Source organism: Burkholderia multivorans ATCC BAA-247 (assembly GCF_000959525.1).
GTDB lineage: Bacteria > Pseudomonadota > Gammaproteobacteria > Burkholderiales > Burkholderiaceae > Burkholderia > Burkholderia multivorans.
In genome coordinates, this window is sequence record NZ_CP009832.1 from 2,937,971 (window position 1) to 2,955,607 (window position 17,637).

At 69.3% G+C, this 17,637-nt stretch carries 17 protein-coding genes; 5 read left to right on the top strand and 12 right to left on the bottom strand.

What is annotated here, in order from left to right; translation table 11 throughout:
- Window positions 1–160: 160 nt before the first annotated feature.
- Entirely contained in the window at window positions 161–1,153 is a 993-nt protein-coding gene (locus NP80_RS26115; protein WP_006411444.1) for a helix-turn-helix domain-containing protein, read from the top strand.
- 37 nt (window positions 1,154–1,190) lie between these two features.
- Here NP80_RS26115 and NP80_RS26120 read toward each other — a convergent pair whose 3' ends face one another.
- The 6 genes from NP80_RS26120 to NP80_RS26145 all read right to left on the bottom strand — a co-directional run bounded on the left by NP80_RS26120 (window position 1,191) and on the right by NP80_RS26145 (window position 6,553).
- Window positions 1,191–1,898 carry an SRPBCC family protein gene (locus tag NP80_RS26120; RefSeq protein WP_006411440.1) on the bottom strand — a complete coding sequence of 236 codons (708 nt, stop codon included), beginning with the start codon at window positions 1,896–1,898 and terminating at the stop codon, window positions 1,191–1,193.
- Window positions 1,899–1,926: 28 nt separating this feature from the next.
- Window positions 1,927–2,286, bottom strand: a complete 360-nt coding sequence (locus NP80_RS26125; RefSeq protein ID WP_006398422.1) for a DUF427 domain-containing protein — start codon at window positions 2,284–2,286, stop codon at window positions 1,927–1,929.
- Between the two features lie 127 nt (window positions 2,287–2,413).
- Window positions 2,414–2,854: a carboxypeptidase-like regulatory domain-containing protein gene (locus NP80_RS26130; RefSeq protein WP_006398420.1), complete on the bottom strand. Its 441-nt coding sequence runs from the start codon at window positions 2,852–2,854 to the stop codon at window positions 2,414–2,416.
- 103 nt (window positions 2,855–2,957) lie between these two features.
- A complete protein-coding gene (locus NP80_RS26135; RefSeq protein ID WP_006398419.1) occupies window positions 2,958–4,442 on the bottom strand; it encodes a DegQ family serine endoprotease in 1,485 nt (494 codons plus the stop codon).
- A 98-nt stretch (window positions 4,443–4,540) separates the two neighbouring features.
- Window positions 4,541–5,887, bottom strand: a complete 1,347-nt coding sequence (locus NP80_RS26140; protein ID WP_006398418.1) for an ATP-binding protein — start codon at window positions 5,885–5,887, stop codon at window positions 4,541–4,543.
- A gap of 3 nt (window positions 5,888–5,890) precedes the next feature.
- The gene (locus NP80_RS26145) at window positions 5,891–6,553 is read right to left on the bottom strand and encodes a response regulator (protein WP_006398417.1); all 663 of its coding nucleotides are present in this window, start codon (window positions 6,551–6,553) and stop codon (window positions 5,891–5,893) included.
- A gap of 175 nt (window positions 6,554–6,728) precedes the next feature.
- On the opposite strand from NP80_RS26145, the gene dacB reads away from it, so the two are divergent.
- From dacB to NP80_RS26160, 3 genes are all read left to right on the top strand, one after another.
- Window positions 6,729–8,261 (top strand): D-alanyl-D-alanine carboxypeptidase/D-alanyl-D-alanine endopeptidase, encoded by a 1,533-nt coding sequence (gene dacB, locus NP80_RS26150; protein WP_035488964.1) that lies wholly within the window; start codon window positions 6,729–6,731, stop codon window positions 8,259–8,261.
- Window positions 8,262–8,465: 204 nt separating this feature from the next.
- The gene (locus NP80_RS26155; protein WP_006406486.1) at window positions 8,466–9,380 is read left to right on the top strand and encodes a sterol desaturase family protein; all 915 of its coding nucleotides are present in this window, start codon (window positions 8,466–8,468) and stop codon (window positions 9,378–9,380) included.
- A gap of 87 nt (window positions 9,381–9,467) precedes the next feature.
- On the top strand, window positions 9,468–10,595 hold the full coding sequence (locus NP80_RS26160) for an SGNH/GDSL hydrolase family protein (RefSeq protein ID WP_035947901.1): 1,128 nt from the start codon (window positions 9,468–9,470) through the stop codon (window positions 10,593–10,595).
- A 117-nt stretch (window positions 10,596–10,712) separates the two neighbouring features.
- Here NP80_RS26160 and NP80_RS26165 read toward each other — a convergent pair whose 3' ends face one another.
- The 6 genes from NP80_RS26165 to pyk form a co-directional block, all read right to left on the bottom strand.
- A complete protein-coding gene (locus tag NP80_RS26165; protein ID WP_006406488.1) occupies window positions 10,713–11,741 on the bottom strand; it encodes an L-threonylcarbamoyladenylate synthase in 1,029 nt (342 codons plus the stop codon).
- Between the two features lie 11 nt (window positions 11,742–11,752).
- On the bottom strand, window positions 11,753–12,949 hold the full coding sequence (locus NP80_RS26170) for a 5-(carboxyamino)imidazole ribonucleotide synthase (RefSeq protein ID WP_006411340.1): 1,197 nt from the start codon (window positions 12,947–12,949) through the stop codon (window positions 11,753–11,755).
- An 85-nt stretch (window positions 12,950–13,034) separates the two neighbouring features.
- On the bottom strand, window positions 13,035–13,556 hold the full coding sequence (purE, locus tag NP80_RS26175; RefSeq protein ID WP_006411342.1) for a 5-(carboxyamino)imidazole ribonucleotide mutase: 522 nt from the start codon (window positions 13,554–13,556) through the stop codon (window positions 13,035–13,037).
- Window positions 13,557–13,572: 16 nt separating this feature from the next.
- A complete protein-coding gene (locus NP80_RS26180; protein WP_006398410.1) occupies window positions 13,573–14,463 on the bottom strand; it encodes a phosphoribosylaminoimidazolesuccinocarboxamide synthase in 891 nt (296 codons plus the stop codon).
- Between the two features lie 218 nt (window positions 14,464–14,681).
- Complete coding sequence (gene fba, locus NP80_RS26185; protein ID WP_006411343.1) at window positions 14,682–15,746, bottom strand: class II fructose-bisphosphate aldolase; 1,065 nt, start codon at window positions 15,744–15,746, stop codon at window positions 14,682–14,684.
- Between the two features lie 299 nt (window positions 15,747–16,045).
- Window positions 16,046–17,482 carry a pyruvate kinase gene (gene pyk, locus NP80_RS26190; protein ID WP_006406491.1) on the bottom strand — a complete coding sequence of 479 codons (1,437 nt, stop codon included), beginning with the start codon at window positions 17,480–17,482 and terminating at the stop codon, window positions 16,046–16,048.
- Here pyk and NP80_RS31865 point away from each other — a divergent pair.
- Window positions 17,481–17,609, top strand: a complete 129-nt coding sequence (locus NP80_RS31865) for a hypothetical protein (RefSeq protein WP_254914405.1) — start codon at window positions 17,481–17,483, stop codon at window positions 17,607–17,609. The genes pyk and NP80_RS31865 overlap by 2 nt on opposite strands.
- The last annotated feature ends 28 nt before the right edge of the window (window positions 17,610–17,637 follow it).

Sequence of the window (17,637 nt, forward strand, 5' to 3'; positions counted from 1 at the left end):
CGGCTCGGCTCGGCTCGGCTTCGGCTTCGGCTTCCGCTTCGCCTCGGCTTGAGCTTCAGCTTCAGTCCCGGCCTGGCTTGCCGCCCAACACCCGCTTCCACTCCATGGCCCGATTCGCGTTCTTCGTTAGAATCGGGCCATCGTCATTCCGGAGCCCCGCATGACCACCGCTTCGTCGCCCGCCGCGACCGTCGTCGCCGTCGTCGCGTACGACGGCATCAGCCCGTTTCATCTGTCGGTGCCGTCGGTCGTGTTCGGCAAGGAGCGCGATGCGGCCGACTCGCCCGCGTTCGAATTCCGCGTGTGTTCCGCCGATCGCGGCCCGCTCGCGACGACGGGCGGCTTCACGATCGTCGCCCCCTACACGCTCGACGGGCTGCTCGATGCGGACATCGTGATCGTGCCGAGCTGGCGCGACGAGGACGAAACGCCGCCCGACGAACTGCTCGACGCCGTTCGCGCGGCCGCCGCACGCGGTGCCCAGCTGGTCGGCCTCTGCCTCGGCGCATACGTCCTCGCCGCGGCCGGCCTGCTCGACGGCCGCCCGGCCACCACGCACTGGGCGTGGGCCGACGATTTCGCGCGACGCTTTCCGCGCGTGAAGCTCGATCCCGACGTGCTCTACGTCGACGACGGCAACCTGATGACCTCGGCCGGCACGGCCGCGGGCCTCGACTGCTGCCTGCACGTCGTACGGCGCCGCTTCGGCTCGGACGCCGCGAACCGGATCGCACGCCGTCTCGTGATTCCGCCGCACCGCCAGGGCGGCCAGGCGCAGTACGTGCCGCAGCCGGTCGCCGCGCATCCGCGCGATACGCGCCTCGCCGCGCTGCTCGACTGGGTCCGCGCGAACCTGGACGCCGCGCACAGCGTCGATTCGCTCGCGGCGCGCGTGCTGATGAGCCGGCGCACGTTCACGCGCCACTTCCGGCAGGCGACCGGCACGACCGTCACCGCATGGCTGCAGGCCGAGCGCCTCGCACGCGCGCAGCATCTGCTCGAAACCACCGGCCAGTCGATCGACGCCATCGCGCAGGCGGCCGGATACGGCTCGAGCGTGTCGCTGCGTCAGCATTTCGCGGGTGCGCTCGGCACGTCGCCGTCCGCGTATCGGAAACAGTTTCGCGGCATCGGCAGCGACGCGCGGCCGTGACGGCGAGCGCGTCGCGGGGCAGGCCGCGCGAGTGTGATCAGCCGCCGTTGAACCAGCGCGCGACGTAGAGCAGCAGCGCGACGAACACGATCATCGCGACCCACGCCCACAGCGGCACCGGCCCGGCATGGCGATGATGAAGCGCGCCGGCAGCGCGGCCGCCCGACGCGCCGGCCAGATGCGGCGACGCGGGGCGCTTCGCGGCGGCCGTCAGTGCGGCCGGACGCAGGAACACGTGCGGGCGGCGTGGCGCGGCCGCGCGCGCGCGATTCGGCGCGAGCCCGTGCTTCGCCTGCACGATCGCGCAGAATTCGCGGAAGAAGTCGTCGATGCAGTCGCGCAACGCGTTCTCGATCTGCCGCGCCGGCAGTTCGGCGAGCGGGCCCGTCGCGGTCGCCCAGACGAGGTACTCGATGCGGGTCGCGTTCCCGGCGTCGTCCGGCGTCAGCACGACGTCGATCTGGCCGCGCAGCACGCCGAGGCCCTCCGCGCGCGCATGGAAACCGAGCATCCGGCGCGGCCGCCCTTCCGCGTCGCCGTGCTCGGCCGCGACGTGCACGCGCACCTCGTAGCGCGCGCGCAGCGTGCCGTGCGGCACCGTGATCGTCAGCGCGAATTCGTCGCGCGCCAGCTTCACGAACGATTCGCAATGGTCGACGCTCGCGCGCAGCAGCGCGACGTCCTCGAGCGCGTCGCGCACGACGGCCGGCGCAAGCGCAACGCATAACGTGTCGTTCAGTTCCATGACGCCTCCGCGATCCGCGCGCGACGCTTCACGACGTTTCGACGAGACTGTCGATCCGCGCGACGTCGAACGCGACGTACTGCGCGAGCGCGAGCGCCGCCGCCGCCGGCGACTCGTAGCTCCATGCGGCGTCCTCGATCACGCCGTCTTCCGTTTGCAGATTGAAGTAGACGGCCGCGCCCTTCACCGGGCACGTCGCCGTCGTGGCCGAGCGCACGAGCCGGCTCATGTTGACGTCGCCGCGCGGCAGATAGTGGACGTCCGGCTGCCCGGCTTCGCGCACGGTCAGTGCGCCGTGCGAGTCCGCGTACGTGATGCCGCGATGGATCACGCGCACGCGATGGCGGTTCAGCACGATTTCGAGGCGAGGGGCGGCGGCATCGGACATCGTTTCTCCTTCGGGCGAAGCGGCGCGCGGCCCGCGCGCAGGAAACGAAAAAGCCACGGCGCGAACGCCGTGGCTTTCATTATGGGCGAAACTTCGTGCGATTGCGCGATCGGGGCCGCGGCCCGCGTTACTGCGCGCTCCACTGGAACGCGGCCTTCGCGCCGCCTTTCGCGCCGACCGTGACCGCGCGCGTTTCGTCGCTGCCCTGATACGACGCGTGCACCGTATAGCGTCCGGGTGGCAGCTTCACGAGCATGTAGGGCCCGCGCGCGTCGGTCTTCAGCACCTCGGTGCCCTTGCCGTCGACGATCCGCACGTGGACGTCGGCCAGATATTCGCCGCCCTTGCCCGTGAAGCGCAGCGCGAGCGGCCACGCCGATTCGTTGCGCTCGAACGCCGTCGACTGATCCTTGCCGATGCCGCCCGACACGAAGCTGATGTCGCCTTGCTGGGTCGCTTCGGGCAGGCCGTCCGACGACTGCGCGTACGCGCCGGTCGCGGCGGCTGCGAGGCCGGCGCTCAGCGCGACGGCGACGGCAATTCGGGACACGTTGCGTAGATATTGCATGGCTCTCTCCTTTGGGTCGGAACACATACGGGGGCCGCGGCGATGCGCGGACGTCGGCGGCGCCCGCCGCGGCCGGCCGACCCGGCCCGCGGCGCGCGCACGGTCAGCTCAGGTCGACCGGCACGAAGATTTGTGCATTATCGCGCTGGATCAGCAGAGCAAGACTGTTGCCCGCGCTCTTGACCGCTTCGCGCAGCTGCTCGGGGCTCGTGACGGGGCGACCGTTCACGGCCAGGATCACGTCGCCCGGCTGAATGCCGGCGCTCGCGGCCGGGCCGCCGGCCTGCTGGACGATCAGCCCGTGCGACAGGTTGTCGGCGCTGCGTTCCTGCGGCGTCAGCGGCCGCACCGCGACGCCGAGGCGCCCCTGCTCGACCGGGCCGCCGTCGTTCGACGCGAGCTTCGCGTCGGTCATCGCGCCGAGCGTGACGGTGACGGACTGCTTCGCCTTGTCGCGCCAGATCTGCAGGTCGGCCTTCGAGCCCGGCTTCAGGTTCGCGATCTGCGACGGCAGCGTCGTCGAATCGACGACCGGCGTGCCGTTGACCGACAGGATCACGTCACCCGGCTGCAGGCCGGCCTTCGCGGCCGGGCCGTTCGGATCGACCGAGCTGACGAGCGCACCGTCCGGCTTCGCGAGCCCGAACGAGCTCGCGAGCGTCTGGTTCAGCCCCTGCACCGCGACGCCGAGCCGGCCGCGGCTTACGTGCCCGGTCTTCACGAGCTCGTCCTTCACCTTGATCGCTTCGTTGATCGGAATCGCGAACGACAGGCCCTGGAAGCCGCCCGTCTGCGAATAGATCATCGAGTTGATCCCGATCACCTCGCCCTGCAGGTTGAACAGCGGGCCGCCCGAGTTGCCGGGGTTGACCGGCACGTCGGTCTGGATGAACGGCGTGTAGTTCTCGTCGGGCAGCGCGCGCGACTTCGCGCTGATGATGCCCGACGTGACCGTGTTGTCGAAGCCGTACGGCGAGCCGATCGCGACGACCCACTGGCCGACCTTGCTCTGCGCCGGATCGCCGATCTTCACGGTCGGCAGGCCGGTCGCGTCGATCTTCAGCACCGCGACGTCGGACTGCTTGTCGGAGCCGACGACCTTCGCCTTGTACTCGCGCTTGTCGGTCAGCTTCACCGTGACGACGTTCGCGCCGTCGATCACGTGCGCATTCGTGAGGATGTATCCGTCCGGGCTGATGATGAAACCCGACCCGAGGCTCGCGCTCGGCTGATCGTCCGGCTGCGCGTCGCCGCCCATGCCCGGCACCTGTCCATAGAAGCGCTTGAAGAACTGATAGAACGGATCGCTCGGGTCGATCGGCAGCTGCGGCTGCGGCACGCGCCGCGCAACCTGCTTCACGACGTGCTTCGCGCTGATGTTGACGACGGCCGGACCGTAAGTCTCGACCAGCCCGGAGAAGTCGGGGATACCGGTCTTCGCGGCCGCTTCGGCCGGCATCATCGCCGCCGCGTGCGCGGGCGCGATGATCTGCGGATCGGCGCGGCGCGTGCCGGCGACGTAGCCGGCGGACAGCGCGGCGGCCACTGCGACGACGACGGCGCTGCGCGCAAGGAATCGGGTGTTCATCGTAGGACCTCCTCTTTTGTTACGTCGCAGCGTAACGATGCTGACTTAAAGGAGGCTTAATCAGCCTTAAGCGCAACTTAAGCCGCCTGCCGCGCGCCTTACGCCGAAGCGGGCTGCGGCGGCGCCTGCGCGGGCATCTCGGCGTCGCGGAACACGACGCTGACGAGCAAGCCGCCCGCCGCCGCGTCGCCGAGCGACACGGTCGCGCCCTGCTGCGCGGCAACGCGCTTGACGATCGCGAGGCCGAGCCCGCTGCCCGACACGTCGGTGCGCGCGCGCGCCGAGCTGTCGCGATAGAAGCGGTCGAACACGCGCTCGCGCTCTTCGGCCGGAATGCCGGGGCCGCTGTCGCCGATCTGCACGCACGCGCGGCCGGCGGCGTCGCGCGTCAGCGAAACGTCGATGCGCCCGCCGTCGGGCGTGTACTTGACGGCGTTGTCGAGCAGGTTGCCGAACATCACGCGCAGCGCGCCGACGTCGGCGACGACGGTCGCCGCGCGCGTTTCCTCGAAGCCGAGGTCGATGTTGCGCCGCTGCGCGAGCGGTGCGTGCGCGGCCACGCATTCGGCGAGCAGCGTCTGCAGGTCGACCGGCTCGCGCACCGCGCCCGCGTCGGGTTCGGCGCGCGCGAGCGCGAGCAGTTGCTCGGCGAGCCGCGTCGCGCGCGTGACGCCGTGCTGCAGATCGTCGAGCGCCTCGCGGCGCGCGGCATCGTCCTTCGCGCGTGCGACGAGCTGCGCCTGGATCTGCACGGCCGCGAGCGGCGTGCGCAGCTCGTGCGCGGCATCGGCGACGAACGCCTTCTGCGTGTCGAGCGCACCCGACAGCCGCGCGAGCAGCCCGTTCAGCGCGCGCACGAGCGGCTGCACCTCGAGCGGCAGCCGCGCGTCGGGCAGCGGATCGAGCGCCTCGGGCCGGCGCGTTTCGACCGCGCGCGTCACGCGGCCGAGCGGCGCGAGCCCGCGGCCGACGATCATCCAGACGGCGGCGCCGAGGAACGGCAGCAGCACGATCAGCGGCCAGAGCGTGCGCAGCGCGACGTTCGCCGCGAGCCGGTTGCGCACCGACAGCGGCTGCGCGAGCTGCACGACGTTGTCGCCGACGATCGCGCCGTACACGCGCCACTCGCCGCGATCGGTGCGCTCTGTCGAGAAGCCGAGCTCCGCGCGCGGCGCGATCGGCGCGCGCGGATGCGAGAAGTACATCAGCACGCCGTTGCGATTCCAGATCTGGATCACGATTCCTTCGTCGCCGTTGGTGCGCGAGCCGAACACCTGCGAGAACGGCTCCGACGGCAGCGCCGCGGCGATTTCCTGGAGCTGGTAGTCGAACAGCTCGTTCGCCTCGGCCAGCGCCTGCCGGTAGATCAGCCAGCCCGCGACGCTCACGCCCGCGACGACGATCGCGAGCAGCCAGATCAGCAATTGATGACGAATCGACCTCACGCGTCAGCTTTCCTTGACGACCATGTAGCCGAGCCCGCGCACGTTGCGGATCAGGTCCGAACCGAGCTTCTTGCGCAGCGCGTGGATATAGACCTCGACCGTGTTGCTGCCGATTTCCTCGCCCCAGCCGTACATCTTCTCCTCGAGCTGGCTCTTCGACAGCACGGCGCCCGGCCGCGCGAGCAGCGCCTCGAGCAGCGCGAACTCGCGCGCGGACAGCGCGACCGGCGCGCCGTCGAGCGTCACCTGGTGCGATGCCGGATCGAGCGTCAGCGCGCCGTGGCGGATCAGCGACTCGCTGCGCCCGGCCTGCCGGCGGATCAGCGCGCGCATCCGCGCGCCGAGTTCGTCGAGATCGAACGGCTTGACCAGATAGTCGTCGGCACCCGCGTCGAGCCCCTTCACGCGATCGGCGATCGCATCGCGCGCGGTGACGATCAGGACCGGCAGCGACAGCCCGCGCGCGCGCAGCGTGCGCAGCACGTCGATGCCGTCGCGCTTGGGCAGGCCGAGATCGAGCAGCAGCAGGTCGTAGGACTCGCCGCCGAGCGCCGTGAGCGCCGACTCGCCGTCCTGCACCCAGTCGACCGCGAAGCCGTCCGAGCGCAGCGCCTTGCGCACGCCTTCGGCAATCATCCGGTCGTCTTCGACAAGCAGAATCCGCATCGGAATCGCATCCATGGGACGAGTGACAGATGCCGCCCATTGTAGCGCCGCGAATCCTGCGCGCGACCGCGCGCGCCCTCCGCGATTTCGTCGTACTTGTCGCACTTGTCTCTACAATGTGCGCTTCGGCGCGCCGCGCGCCTTGCCCGAGCTCCCGCTTTTCCCGTATTCGTCCATGCCGATTTCCGCTCTCTCCACCCGCTTCGCCCCGCGCGCACGCGTCTGCCTGCGCGCGGCCGCCGTCGTCGCCACCTGCACGGCGCTCGCGTTCGCGCCCGCCGCACACGCCCGCAAGAAACCCCACAAGGACGCGCGACGCGCGCCGGTCGTCTCGGCGGCCGCGCGCGACGCCGGCCTGCCGGCGTCCGTGCTCGTCGCACTGCAGCGCGCGAAGGTACCGGCGTCGGCGATGAGCGTCGTCGTCGAGCGCGTCGGCGATCCGCAGCCGCTGATCGCGTGGAACGCGAATCGGCCGATGCTGCCCGCATCGACGATGAAGCTCGTCACGACGTTCGCGGGCCTGTCGATCCTCGGCCCCGACTTCCGCTGGCGCACGACCGCGTATGCGGACGGCCCGGTCGATCCGGACGGCACGCTGCAGGGCAATCTCTACATCAAGGGCACCGGCGATCCGAAGCTCGTGCCCGAGGAGCTGATCGACCTCGTCGACAAGATCCGCAAGGCCGGCATCAAGCGCGTCGCCGGCGGCCTCGTGCTCGACAAGAGCTATTTCGCCGCGTCGACGCGCGACCTGCCGTCGTTCGACGACGACGTGAGCGCGCCGTACAACGTCGGTCCCGACCCGCTGCTGTACGCGTTCAAGGCGATCTCGTTTACCGTCACGCCGGGCGAAGACGGCAAGGTCGCCGTCGACGTGCTGCCGCCGCTCGCGAACCTGTCGATCGACAACCAGCTGTACGAAGGCAGCGGCTCGTGCGCGAGCGCGGCGGCTGCCGCACGCCCCACGCTGAACGCCGACGGCGCGATGCTGACCGCGTCGTTCGCCGGCGACTACCCGCTGCGCTGCGGCGCGCGCACGACCAATCTCGCGATCCTCGATCACACGACGTTCTTCGCGCGCGGCTTCCTCGCGCTCTGGCAGCAGGACGGCGGCACGATCGCGGGGCCGGTCGCCGAAGGCAAGGTGCCGAGCGCCGCGCGGCCGATCGCCGTACATCACGGCCCGGTGCTCGGCAGCGTCGTGTACGACATCAACAAGTTCAGCAACAACGTGATGGCGCGCAATCTGTTCCTGACGATCGGCGCGGTCGCCGGCAAGCCGCCCGCGACGCCCGAGCAGTCGAGCCGCGTGATCCGCGCATTCCTGCAGAAGAACGGCATCGCGATGCCCGACCTCGTGCTCGACAACGGCTCGGGGCTGTCGCGCGACGAACACGTGAGCGCGCTGTCGCTCGCCGCGCTGCTACAGGCCGCGAACGCGAGCCCGGTCGCGCAGGCATTCATCGACTCGCTGCCGATCGCCGGCATCGACGGCACGATGAAGAACCGGCTGACCAACGCCGGCGTGCTTGGCAACGCGCATATCAAGACCGGCACGCTGCGCGACGTGCGCGCGATCGCCGGCTACGTCGCGGGCGCGGACGGCCAGAGCTACGTGGTCGTCAGCTTCATCAACGACGATCATGCGGAAGCCGCACGTGCCGCGCACGACACGCTGCTCGAGTGGATCTACGCGGGCGCGCACTGACGAACGCGGCCTCGCCGAAACGGGGCCGCACCGCCCGCCCACGCCCGGCGCGGCTTCGGTGAAAACCCTATCCTCAGAGGGAACCCTCTACGCTGCCCTCTCGCCTAGCCGGTGGCGATTGCGTAGGCTGTTGGCCTGACCGATATCTACAACGGGCGACACGCCCGGCCTCACGGCTTGCAGGGGAAAGGAGGAGACACGCCCATGCGATTCGACGTCGAATGGCTTCTGCTCGCGCTGGCGCCCGTCTTCCTGCTCTGCATCGGCTGGGAAGCGTGGTACCTCGCACGCACGCGTCCGCAGGACCACGTGTACGCATGGCGCGACACGCTCTGCAATGCGGCGCTCGCGCTGATGCATCAGGGCGCCGACAAGCTCGCGTGGGTGTTCGTGATCCCTGTCTACGCGTACTGCTACGACCGCTATCGCCTGTTCACCTGGCACGACGGCTGGCTGTCGTTCGCGGTGCTGTTCGTCGCGCAGGACTTCCTCTACTACGTGTTTCATCGCGCGAGCCATCGCGTGCGCTGGCTGTGGGCCGCGCACGTCGTGCATCACTCGTCCGAGCGGATGAACTTCTCGACCGCGTTTCGCCAGAGCCTCATGTATCCGGTCGCCGGCATGTGGGTGTTCTGGCTGCCGCTCGCGGTGCTCGGCTTTCCGCCGCAGCAGATCGTCGGCATCGTGCTGATCAATCTCGCGTTCCAGTTCTTCGTGCACACGCAGGCGATCGGCAAGCTCGGCTGGCTCGAATACGTGTTCAACACACCGTCGATCCATCGCGCGCACCATGCGCGCAACGCGCGCTACATCGACCGCAATTACGCGGGCGTGCTCGTGATCTGGGATCGCCTGTTCGGCAGCTATGTCGACGAGGCGACCGACGATCCGCCGCAGTACGGCATCGTCGAGCGGCTCGAGTCGAACAACCCGCTCGTCGCGACCTTTCACGAATGGCGCGCGATGGTGGCCGACGCACTGCGTGTCGAGGGATGGCGCAACAAATTGCGCGCGATCGTCGGCCCGCCCGAGTGGGCGAGCGCTTATCATGCGCAGATCGGCGACACGGCCGATCGCGATCCGCGCCGCGCACCGCTTGCCGGCGTACACAACGAATAATCCATTTCAGCCAACGGCCGTCGCGCAGCCCGAACCTGAGCGGGCATGCGCAAACATGCAAGGCCATATCTACGAGGAGATCGATCGATGCAAACACAACGAAACCTTCCGTCGCGCACCCGCCACCGTTTGCTGCGCGGCGCGCAGGTCGCGATCGCCGGCGCGGCGCTCGCGCTGCTCGCCGCCTGCGGCGGCGGCGACGACAACGGCGGCAGCGCGTCGAACACGCCGCCTTCCGGCGTGAAGATGCAGGTCGTCTCGTTCGGCGACAGCCTGTCCGACGTCGGCACCTACTCGCAGATCAAGCTCGGGTTCGGCGGCGGCCGCTTCACGACGAACCCCGGTCAGGTCTGGACGCAGAACGTCGCGCAGTACTACGGCGACACGCTGCAGCCGGCCAACCAGGGCGGCTTCGGCGTGCCGCTGCAGGCGACGGGCGGCCTCGGCTACGCGCAGGGCGGCTCGCGCGTCACGCAGCAGCCGGGCATCGGCCACGCCGCCGCGAGCGTGCCGAACGCCGACTACGCGCAGGCGACGACGACGCCGATCGCCGCGCAGATCCAGCAATACCTGCAGCAGCACGGCAGCTTCAACGCGAACCAGATCGTGCTGCTGAACGGCGGCGCGAACGACATCTTCTATCAGGTGGCCGCATTGCAGGCCGGCGCGATCACGCCGACGCAGCTGCAGCAGAACATCGGGCTCGCCGCGCAGCAGCTCGCGGGCCTCGTGCAGCAGATCGTCGCGGCCGGCGCGACGCACGTGTTCGTGTCGAACGTGCCCGACATCGGCGGCACGCCGCTCGCGCTCCAGGGCGGCACGCAGACGACGCTCACGCAGCTGTCGATGCTGTTCAACGGCACGCTCGCCGCGACGCTGCAGGCGCTGAAGGTCGACACGAGCAAGTACGTGCTGCTCGACACCTTCAAATGGCAGGACGGCATCCTCGCGGCGTATCAGGCGAACGGCTTCACGGTGTCGAACACCGATACGGCCTGCAACCTGAAGGCGATGGTGGCCGCGGCGACGCAGTACGGCGTGGCGGATCCGAGCGCATTCGGCTCGTCGCTGTTCTGCTCGCCGCAGACGTACACGGCGCCGAACGCCGACCAGACGTACATGTTCGCGGACACCGTCCATCCGACGACGCGCCTGCACGCGCTGTTCGCGCAGTACGTCGAGCAGCAGATCGCGGCATCGGGCGTCGGCAAGTAAGCGGCGCGCGATCGGTACGCTTCAACGAAAACCGCCCGACCGGTTCGCCGGTCGGGCGGTTTTTCATTGCGACGACGACAGGGCCGACATGCGCGCACGGCATGCGGCCGGCCCGATTCAATCGCTCGCTTCGAACGCCGCGGCCGCGCGGCCGAGACGATCGTTGACCGCGATCCACTCGACCGTCTCGGGCAGCTTTTCGACGAGTATCCGCGCGACCTGCGCGCGATCGAGCGCGCGCAGCATCCCGTACAGATCGCGCGCATACGCTTGCGGATCTTCGGGGGCCGCGACGAAATGCACGCCGTCGGCCTGCGCCCAGCGCCCCGCGCGCGATGCGCGCGCGACCAGCGCGACGCGTTCGCCGTCGGCCTGCGCCGCCGCGAGCAGCGGCTCCAGCGCATCGAACGGCAGCAGCGCGAGCGGCGTGCGCGGCGCGTAGTGCGCCTTCAGCGTGCCCGACGCGCGCGGCGCAGTCGCGTCGCTGCCGTCCGGCAGCCGCGGCGCACGACCGAGCACGTCGGCGATCTGCTGCGGCGTCACGTGGCCCGGACGCAGCAGCGCCGGAAAGCCGCGCGACAGATCGAGAATCGTCGATTCGATCCCGACTTCGGACGCCCCGCCGTCGAGCACGTGCACCGTGTCGCCGAATTCGTCGCGCACGTGCTGCGCGGTCGTCGGGCTCACGTGACCGAACCGGTTCGCGGACGGCGCAGCCACCCCGCCGTGACCGCCGCGCCGCGCGCTGAACGCAGCGAGCAGCGCCTGCGCGACCGGATGCGACGGGCAGCGCAGCCCGACCGAGTCCTGGCCGCCGCTCACCGCGTCCGGAATGCGCGGATGGCGCTTCAGGATCAGCGTCAGCGGGCCCGGCCAGAATGCGTCGATCAGCTTCTGCGCATCGGCCGGCAGCTCGGCCGCCCAGTACGCGGGATCGCCGCCGGGCGGCAAGTGCACGATCACCGGATGGTTCGCGGGCCGCCCCTTCGCCGCGTAGATGCGCGCGACGGCGTCGGGGCTCGCCGCGTCGCCGCCGAGCCCGTAGACGGTTTCGGTCGGAAACGCGACGAGCTGCCCCGCATCGAGCAGCGCGGCCGCCGCGTCGATCTGCGCGGGCGTCACGGACTTCGGGAGATCGATGGACATCGGCCGGCGCCTCAGTCGAGCGGCACGCGCAGCAGCTGCGCGCACGCATGCGCGGCGGCGACCGCTTCGTCGCGCGTCGCGGCAGTGAAATTCACGTGGCCCATCTTGCGGCCGACGCGCGCCTCTTCCTTGCCATACAGATGCAGATGCGCGGTCGGCATCGCGGCGACCGCGTCCCACGGCGGCGTGACGGCGTCGCTTGCCGCGCCATGCGGAAACCAGACGTCGCCGAGAATGTTCAGCATCGCGGCCGGCGAATGCTGGCGCGGATTGCCGAGCGGCATACGCGTCATTGCGCGCACCTGCTGCTCGAACTGGCTCGTTGCGCACGCATCGACCGTGTAGTGTCCGGAATTGTGCGGGCGCGGCGCCATCTCGTTCGCCACGAGCGAACCGTCTTCGAGCACGAAGAACTCGACGCACAGCACGCCGACGTAGTCGAGCGTATCGGCGATGCGCACCGCGGCCTGCTGCGCCTGCGCGACGAGCGCGTCGTCGGCGGCCGGCGCCGGCACGACGGTCAGCGCGAGAATGCCGTTGTGGTGCGCGTTCTGCGCGAGCGGGAACGCGGCCGAGCGGCCGTCGGCGCCGCGCGCGATCAGTGCGGACACCTCGTATTTCAGCGGCAGCCGCTTCTCGAGCACGCACGGCACGCCGCCGAGCGACGCATACGCCTCGCGCGCTTCCTGCGCGGTGCGCACACGCACCTGGCCCTTGCCGTCGTAGCCGAGCCGCGCGGTCTTCAGAATGCCCGGCAGCACCGCGTCGAGCGCCGCATCGTCGAGCGCTGCGAGCGCGGCGGCCGATTCGATCGCGACGTGCGGCGCGACCGGCACGCCCGACGTCTCGATGAAGCGCTTTTCGGCGATCCGGTCCTGCGCGATCGCGACGCAACGGCCGGCAGGCGCGACGAACGTCGTGCGCGCGAGGAAATCGAGGCTCGCGGCCGGCACGTTCTCGAATTCGGTCGATACCGCGTCGCACAGCGCGGCCAGTTCGGTCAGCGCGGCCTCGTCGTCATACGCGGCGCGCAGGTGGCGATCGGCGACCGCGCCGGCGGGGCTCGCCGGATCGGGATCGAGCACGGCGACGCGGTAGCCCATCGACTGGGCGGCAAAACAGAACATGCGGCCGAGCTGGCCGCCGCCGACCATGCCCAGCCACGCGCCGGGCAGGATCGGGGAAACGGAATCAGGAGTTGCGGTCATGTCAGTGATCGATCGCGACGGGAAACGGGAAGCGCCCGCCGCACAGGGAAAATCCGGCGCGTGCCGTGCGGCGCGCGCCGTCCCGTCATTCGAGCGGCGGCAGCACCATCGCGTGCGCGGCTTCGTTCTGGCGCACGCGGAACGCCGCGAGCCGGTTCGCGTAGTCGACCGACGTGCCGGACAGGATCGACACCGCGAACAGCGCGGCATTCGCTGCGCCGCCCTCGCCGATCGCGAACGTCGCGACCGGCACGCCCTTCGGCATCTGCACGATCGAGTGCAGCGAATCGACGCCCTTCAGGTACTTGCTGGCGACCGGCACGCCGAGCACGGGCACCGTCGTCTTCGCCGCGAGCATGCCGGGCAGGTGCGCGGCACCGCCGGCGCCCGCGATGATCGCGCGCAGGCCGCGCTCGCGCGCCTTCTCCGCATAGTCGAACATCTCGTCGGGCATCCGGTGCGCGGACACGACCTTCGCTTCGTACGGCACGCCGAATTCCTGCAGGATCGCTACCGCGTGCTTCATCACGTCCCAGTCGGAACTCGAACCCATCAGCACGCCGACGAGCGGCGCGCTGTGCGTGTGGGCGGTCTGGACTTCGCTCATTTCGTGCATTCCCCCGTCAGGCGAGCGGCTGGCCCGTGATGCGCTCGAGCGCTTCCTGGTACTTCGCGGCCGTCTTCTCGACGACGTCGGCCGGCAGCGCCGGCGCCGGTGCGGTCTTGCCCCACGGCTGCGCCTCGAGCCAGTCACGCACGAACTGCTTGTCGAACGACGGCGGGTTCGTGCCAACCTGATACTGGTCGGCCGGCCAGAAGCGCGACGAGTCGGCCGTCAGCACTTCGTCCATCAGATACAGCTTGCCGTGGTTGTCGAGGCCGAATTCGAACTTCGTGTCGGCGATGATGATGCCGCGCGTGGCCGCATAGTCGGCCGCTTCCTTGTACAGCTTGATCGAGATGTCGCGGATCGTCGCGGCGAGCTCGGTGCCGATGCGGCGCTCGGTTTCCTCGAACGTGATGTTCTCGTCGTGTTCGCCCATCTCGGCCTTGGCCGCGGGCGTGAAGATCGGCTCGGGCAGCTTCTGCGCATTCTGCAGACCGGCCGGCAGCTGCACGCCGCACACGGCGCCCGTCGCCTGGTATTCCTTCCAGCCGCTGCCGGCCAGATAGCCGCGCACGACCGCTTCGATCAGGATCGGCTCGAGACGCTTGACGACCACGGCGCGGCCCTTCACCTGCTCGACCTCGTCCGCCGCGACGACGGCTTCGGGTGCGTCGCCGGTCAGGTGGTTCGGCACGATGTGCGCGAGCTTGTCGAACCAGAAGTTCGCCATCTGGTTCAGCACGCGGCCCTTGTTCGGAATCGGCTCGCCCATGATCACGTCGAATGCCGACAGACGATCGGTCGTGACGATCAGGAGCTTGTCGTTGCCGACCGCATAGTTGTCGCGGACCTTGCCGCGACCGAGGAGCGGCAGCGAGCGGAGCGTGGATTCGTAAAGGGTAGACATCGTCTTTTCGCAGATAAGGAGCCAAACAAAAAGGGAAACGCCGTTCCCCGCGGCTGGCGGGAACGGCGGCCTTGCGATACGTCGGCGAACCGGCGGGCGGCTGCGCCCGCGCGGTTGCCGGCCGGCCCTCGTTCGGCCGGACGGAACGGCCGCCGCCGGAATCGCTCCGGCCGGGCGGCCCGCCCCTGCCTTGCGGCGGGGCAAATCGTACTACAGTCTCAGCGCACGACCTGCGCGAGCTCGCCGGACTTGTACTTCTCGGCGATCTTCTCGAGCGGCACCGGCTTGATCTTCGCGGCCTGGCCTTCGCAGCCGAACGCGAGGTAGCGGTCGACGCAGACCTTCTTTGCCGCTTCGCGCGCGGGCTTCAGATAGTCGCGCGGGTCGAACTTCGACGGGTTCTCGAACATGTAGCGGCGAATCGCGCCGGTGATCGCGAGACGCAGGTCGGTGTCGATGTTGACCTTGCGCACGCCGTGCTTGATGCCTTCCTGGATTTCCTCGACCGGCACGCCGTAGGTTTCCTTCATGTCGCCGCCGAATTCGCGGATCTCGGCGAGCAGTTCCTGCGGCACCGACGACGAACCGTGCATCACGAGGTGCGTGTTCGGAATCCGTGTGTGGATTTCCTTGATGCGCTGAATCGACAGGATGTCGCCCGTCGGCTTCTTCGTGAACTTGTACGCGCCGTGCGACGTACCGATCGCGATCGCGAGCGCGTCGCACTGCGTCAGCTTCACGAAGTCGGCGGCCTGCTCCGGATCGGTCAGCAGCTGCTCGCGCGTCATCGTGCCTTCCGCGCCGTGGCCGTCTTCCTTGTCGCCCTTCATCGTCTCGAGCGAGCCGAGCACACCGAGTTCCGCTTCGACCGTCACGCCGATCGAGTGCGCCATCTCGACGACCTTGCGCGACACGTCGACGTTGTACTCGTACGAGGCGACGGTCTTGCCGTCCGCTTCGAGCGAACCGTCCATCATCACGCTCGTGAAGCCGCTGCGGATCGCGGCCATGCAGACCGCCGGCGACTGGCCGTGATCCTGGTGCATCACGACCGGGATGTGCGGATACGACTCGACAGCCGCTTCGATCAGGTGGCGCAGGAACGGCTCGCCCGCATACTTCCGCGCGCCGGCCGATGCCTGCATGATCACGGGCGCGCCGACCTGGTCCGCGGCCGCCATGATCGCCTGGACCTGCTCCAGGTTGTTCACGTTGAAGGCCGGCAGGCCGTAGCCGTGCTCTGCCGCGTGGTCCAGCAATTGACGCATTGATACGAGAGGCATTGTGGAACTCCTTGGAATGAAAACCGGTGCGCCCTGACGCCTGCGCGGCGCGCGCCGGTCGGACCGGGCGGCTCGGCGCGGCTGAGCGTCGAATAGCCGCATTTTATCGCGAAGCGCCCCGGAATCCGACCGCGCGGCGCCCGCGCCTCGCAATTTGTTACGTTCGCATCGCACAATCGGCACAAAAATAAGAAAAAAGCCGCGCGGGGCCTCCACCCCGCGCGGCTTTTACCGAGCAAAAACGGTGCCCGATCGAATCGGGCCGCCGGCCGCCCCGCCGGCGCGTCTTCCGCGACGGCTCAATAGTGCTCGCCGACGCGCACGATCTTCAGCGTGTTGGTTCCGCCCGCCTGCCCCATCGGCTCGCCGACGGTCAACACGACCATGTCGCCGTGCGCGACGTAGCCGCGCTTGACGATCGTCTCGAGCGCCGCCTGCAGCGCGCTGTCGCGGTCGCTGTTGAAGTCGACGTGGAGCGGCGTCACGTTGCGGAACAGCGCCATCGCGCGCTCGCTGCCGACGCGCGGCGTCAGCGCGAAGATCGGCACGTGCGTGTAGTGACGCGACATCCACAGCGCGGTCGCGCCCGATTCGGTCAGCGCGACGATCGCCTTCGCGCCGAGGTGGTAGGCCGTAAACAGCGCGCCCATCGCGATCGACTGGTCGATGCGCGTGAACGTGCGGTCGAGGAAATCCTTGTCGAGCTCGATCTGCTCGGACTTTTCCGCTTCGACGCAGACGGCCGCCATCGCCTCGATCGTCTGCACCGGATACTTGCCGGCGGCCGTCTCGGCCGACAGCATCACCGCGTCGGTGCCGTCGAGCACCGCGTTCGCGACGTCGGACACTTCCGCGCGCGTCGGCACCGGGGCGTGGATCATCGATTCCATCATCTGCGTCGCGGTGATCACGAGCTTGTTCGACTCGCGCGCCATCCGGATCATGCGTTTCTGCAGCGCAGGCACGGCCGCGTTGCCCACTTCGACCGCGAGGTCGCCGCGCGCGACCATGATGCCGTCCGACGCGTCGAGGATGCTTTGCAGCGCCGGAATCGCTTCCGCGCGCTCGATCTTCGCGATCATCTTCGGCTTGATGCCGTACGGCGCACCCGCGATGTTCGCGAGCTGGCGCGCCATTTCCATGTCCGTCGCGTTCTTCGGGAACGACACCGCGACCAGATCCGCGCCGAGCGACATCGCGGTGCGGATGTCCTCCATGTCCTTCGCGGTCAGCGCCGGTGCCGACAGCCCGCCGCCCTGGCGGTTGATCCCCTTGTTGTTCGACAGCTCGCCGCCCACCTTGACGATCGTGTGGATCTCGTCGCCGAGCACGCGCTCGACGGTCAGCACGATCAGCCCGTCGTTCAGCAGCAGCAGGTCGCCGGGCTTCAGGTCGCGCGGCAGTTCCTTGTAGTCGAGGCCGACGCGGTCGTCGTTGCCCAGTTCGCAGGCCGCGTCGAGGATGAAGGGCTGGCCCGGCGTCAGCGTCGTCTTGCCGTTCTCGAACTTGCCGACGCGGATCTTCGGCCCCTGGAGATCGGCCATGATCGCGATCTCGCGGCCGACCTTGCGGGCGGCCTCGCGCACCATTTCGGCGCGCTGGCGGTGATCATCGGCCGTGCCGTGCGAAAAATTGAGCCGCACGACGTCGAGGCCCGCCTGCATCATCTGCAGCAGAATCTCCGGCGAACTGGAAGCCGGGCCGATCGTGGCGACTATCTTGGTGGCGCGCTGCATGAAACTCCTCATCTGGATCAAGGTGGATGCGCTGGGTGAAACGCTGCGAGAGCCGGATGCGGCAGGCCCAGCGGCGGCCGCTCCGGGGGGCGTGCCGGTGCTTGGGCCCGGCATCGCTTTGTTCTGAATCTCGTGGTGCTGCACGGCCGCGTCGC

What these genes read in the sequence shown, in the direction of transcription:
- NP80_RS26155 (WP_006406486.1), top strand. Translation starts at nt 8,466, where the DNA reads ATGCGATTCGACGTCGAATGGCTTCTGCTCGCGCTGGCGCCCGTCTTC.
- NP80_RS26125 (WP_006398422.1), bottom strand. Translation starts at nt 2,286, where the DNA reads ATGTCCGATGCCGCCGCCCCTCGCCTCGAAATCGTGCTGAACCGCCAT.
- NP80_RS26145 (WP_006398417.1), bottom strand. Translation starts at nt 6,553, where the DNA reads ATGCGGATTCTGCTTGTCGAAGACGACCGGATGATTGCCGAAGGCGTG.
- dacB (WP_035488964.1), top strand. Translation starts at nt 6,729, where the DNA reads ATGCCGATTTCCGCTCTCTCCACCCGCTTCGCCCCGCGCGCACGCGTC.
- pyk (WP_006406491.1), bottom strand. Translation starts at nt 17,482, where the DNA reads ATGCAGCGCGCCACCAAGATAGTCGCCACGATCGGCCCGGCTTCCAGT.
- NP80_RS31865 (WP_254914405.1), top strand. Translation starts at nt 17,481, where the DNA reads ATGAAACTCCTCATCTGGATCAAGGTGGATGCGCTGGGTGAAACGCTG.
- purE (WP_006411342.1), bottom strand. Translation starts at nt 13,556, where the DNA reads ATGAGCGAAGTCCAGACCGCCCACACGCACAGCGCGCCGCTCGTCGGC.
- NP80_RS26170 (WP_006411340.1), bottom strand. Translation starts at nt 12,949, where the DNA reads ATGACCGCAACTCCTGATTCCGTTTCCCCGATCCTGCCCGGCGCGTGG.
- NP80_RS26165 (WP_006406488.1), bottom strand. Translation starts at nt 11,741, where the DNA reads ATGTCCATCGATCTCCCGAAGTCCGTGACGCCCGCGCAGATCGACGCG.
- NP80_RS26180 (WP_006398410.1), bottom strand. Translation starts at nt 14,463, where the DNA reads ATGTCTACCCTTTACGAATCCACGCTCCGCTCGCTGCCGCTCCTCGGT.
- NP80_RS26130 (WP_006398420.1), bottom strand. Translation starts at nt 2,854, where the DNA reads ATGCAATATCTACGCAACGTGTCCCGAATTGCCGTCGCCGTCGCGCTG.
- NP80_RS26120 (WP_006411440.1), bottom strand. Translation starts at nt 1,898, where the DNA reads ATGGAACTGAACGACACGTTATGCGTTGCGCTTGCGCCGGCCGTCGTG.
- NP80_RS26160 (WP_035947901.1), top strand. Translation starts at nt 9,468, where the DNA reads ATGCAAACACAACGAAACCTTCCGTCGCGCACCCGCCACCGTTTGCTG.
- NP80_RS26115 (WP_006411444.1), top strand. Translation starts at nt 161, where the DNA reads ATGACCACCGCTTCGTCGCCCGCCGCGACCGTCGTCGCCGTCGTCGCG.
- fba (WP_006411343.1), bottom strand. Translation starts at nt 15,746, where the DNA reads ATGCCTCTCGTATCAATGCGTCAATTGCTGGACCACGCGGCAGAGCAC.
- NP80_RS26135 (WP_006398419.1), bottom strand. Translation starts at nt 4,442, where the DNA reads ATGAACACCCGATTCCTTGCGCGCAGCGCCGTCGTCGTCGCAGTGGCC.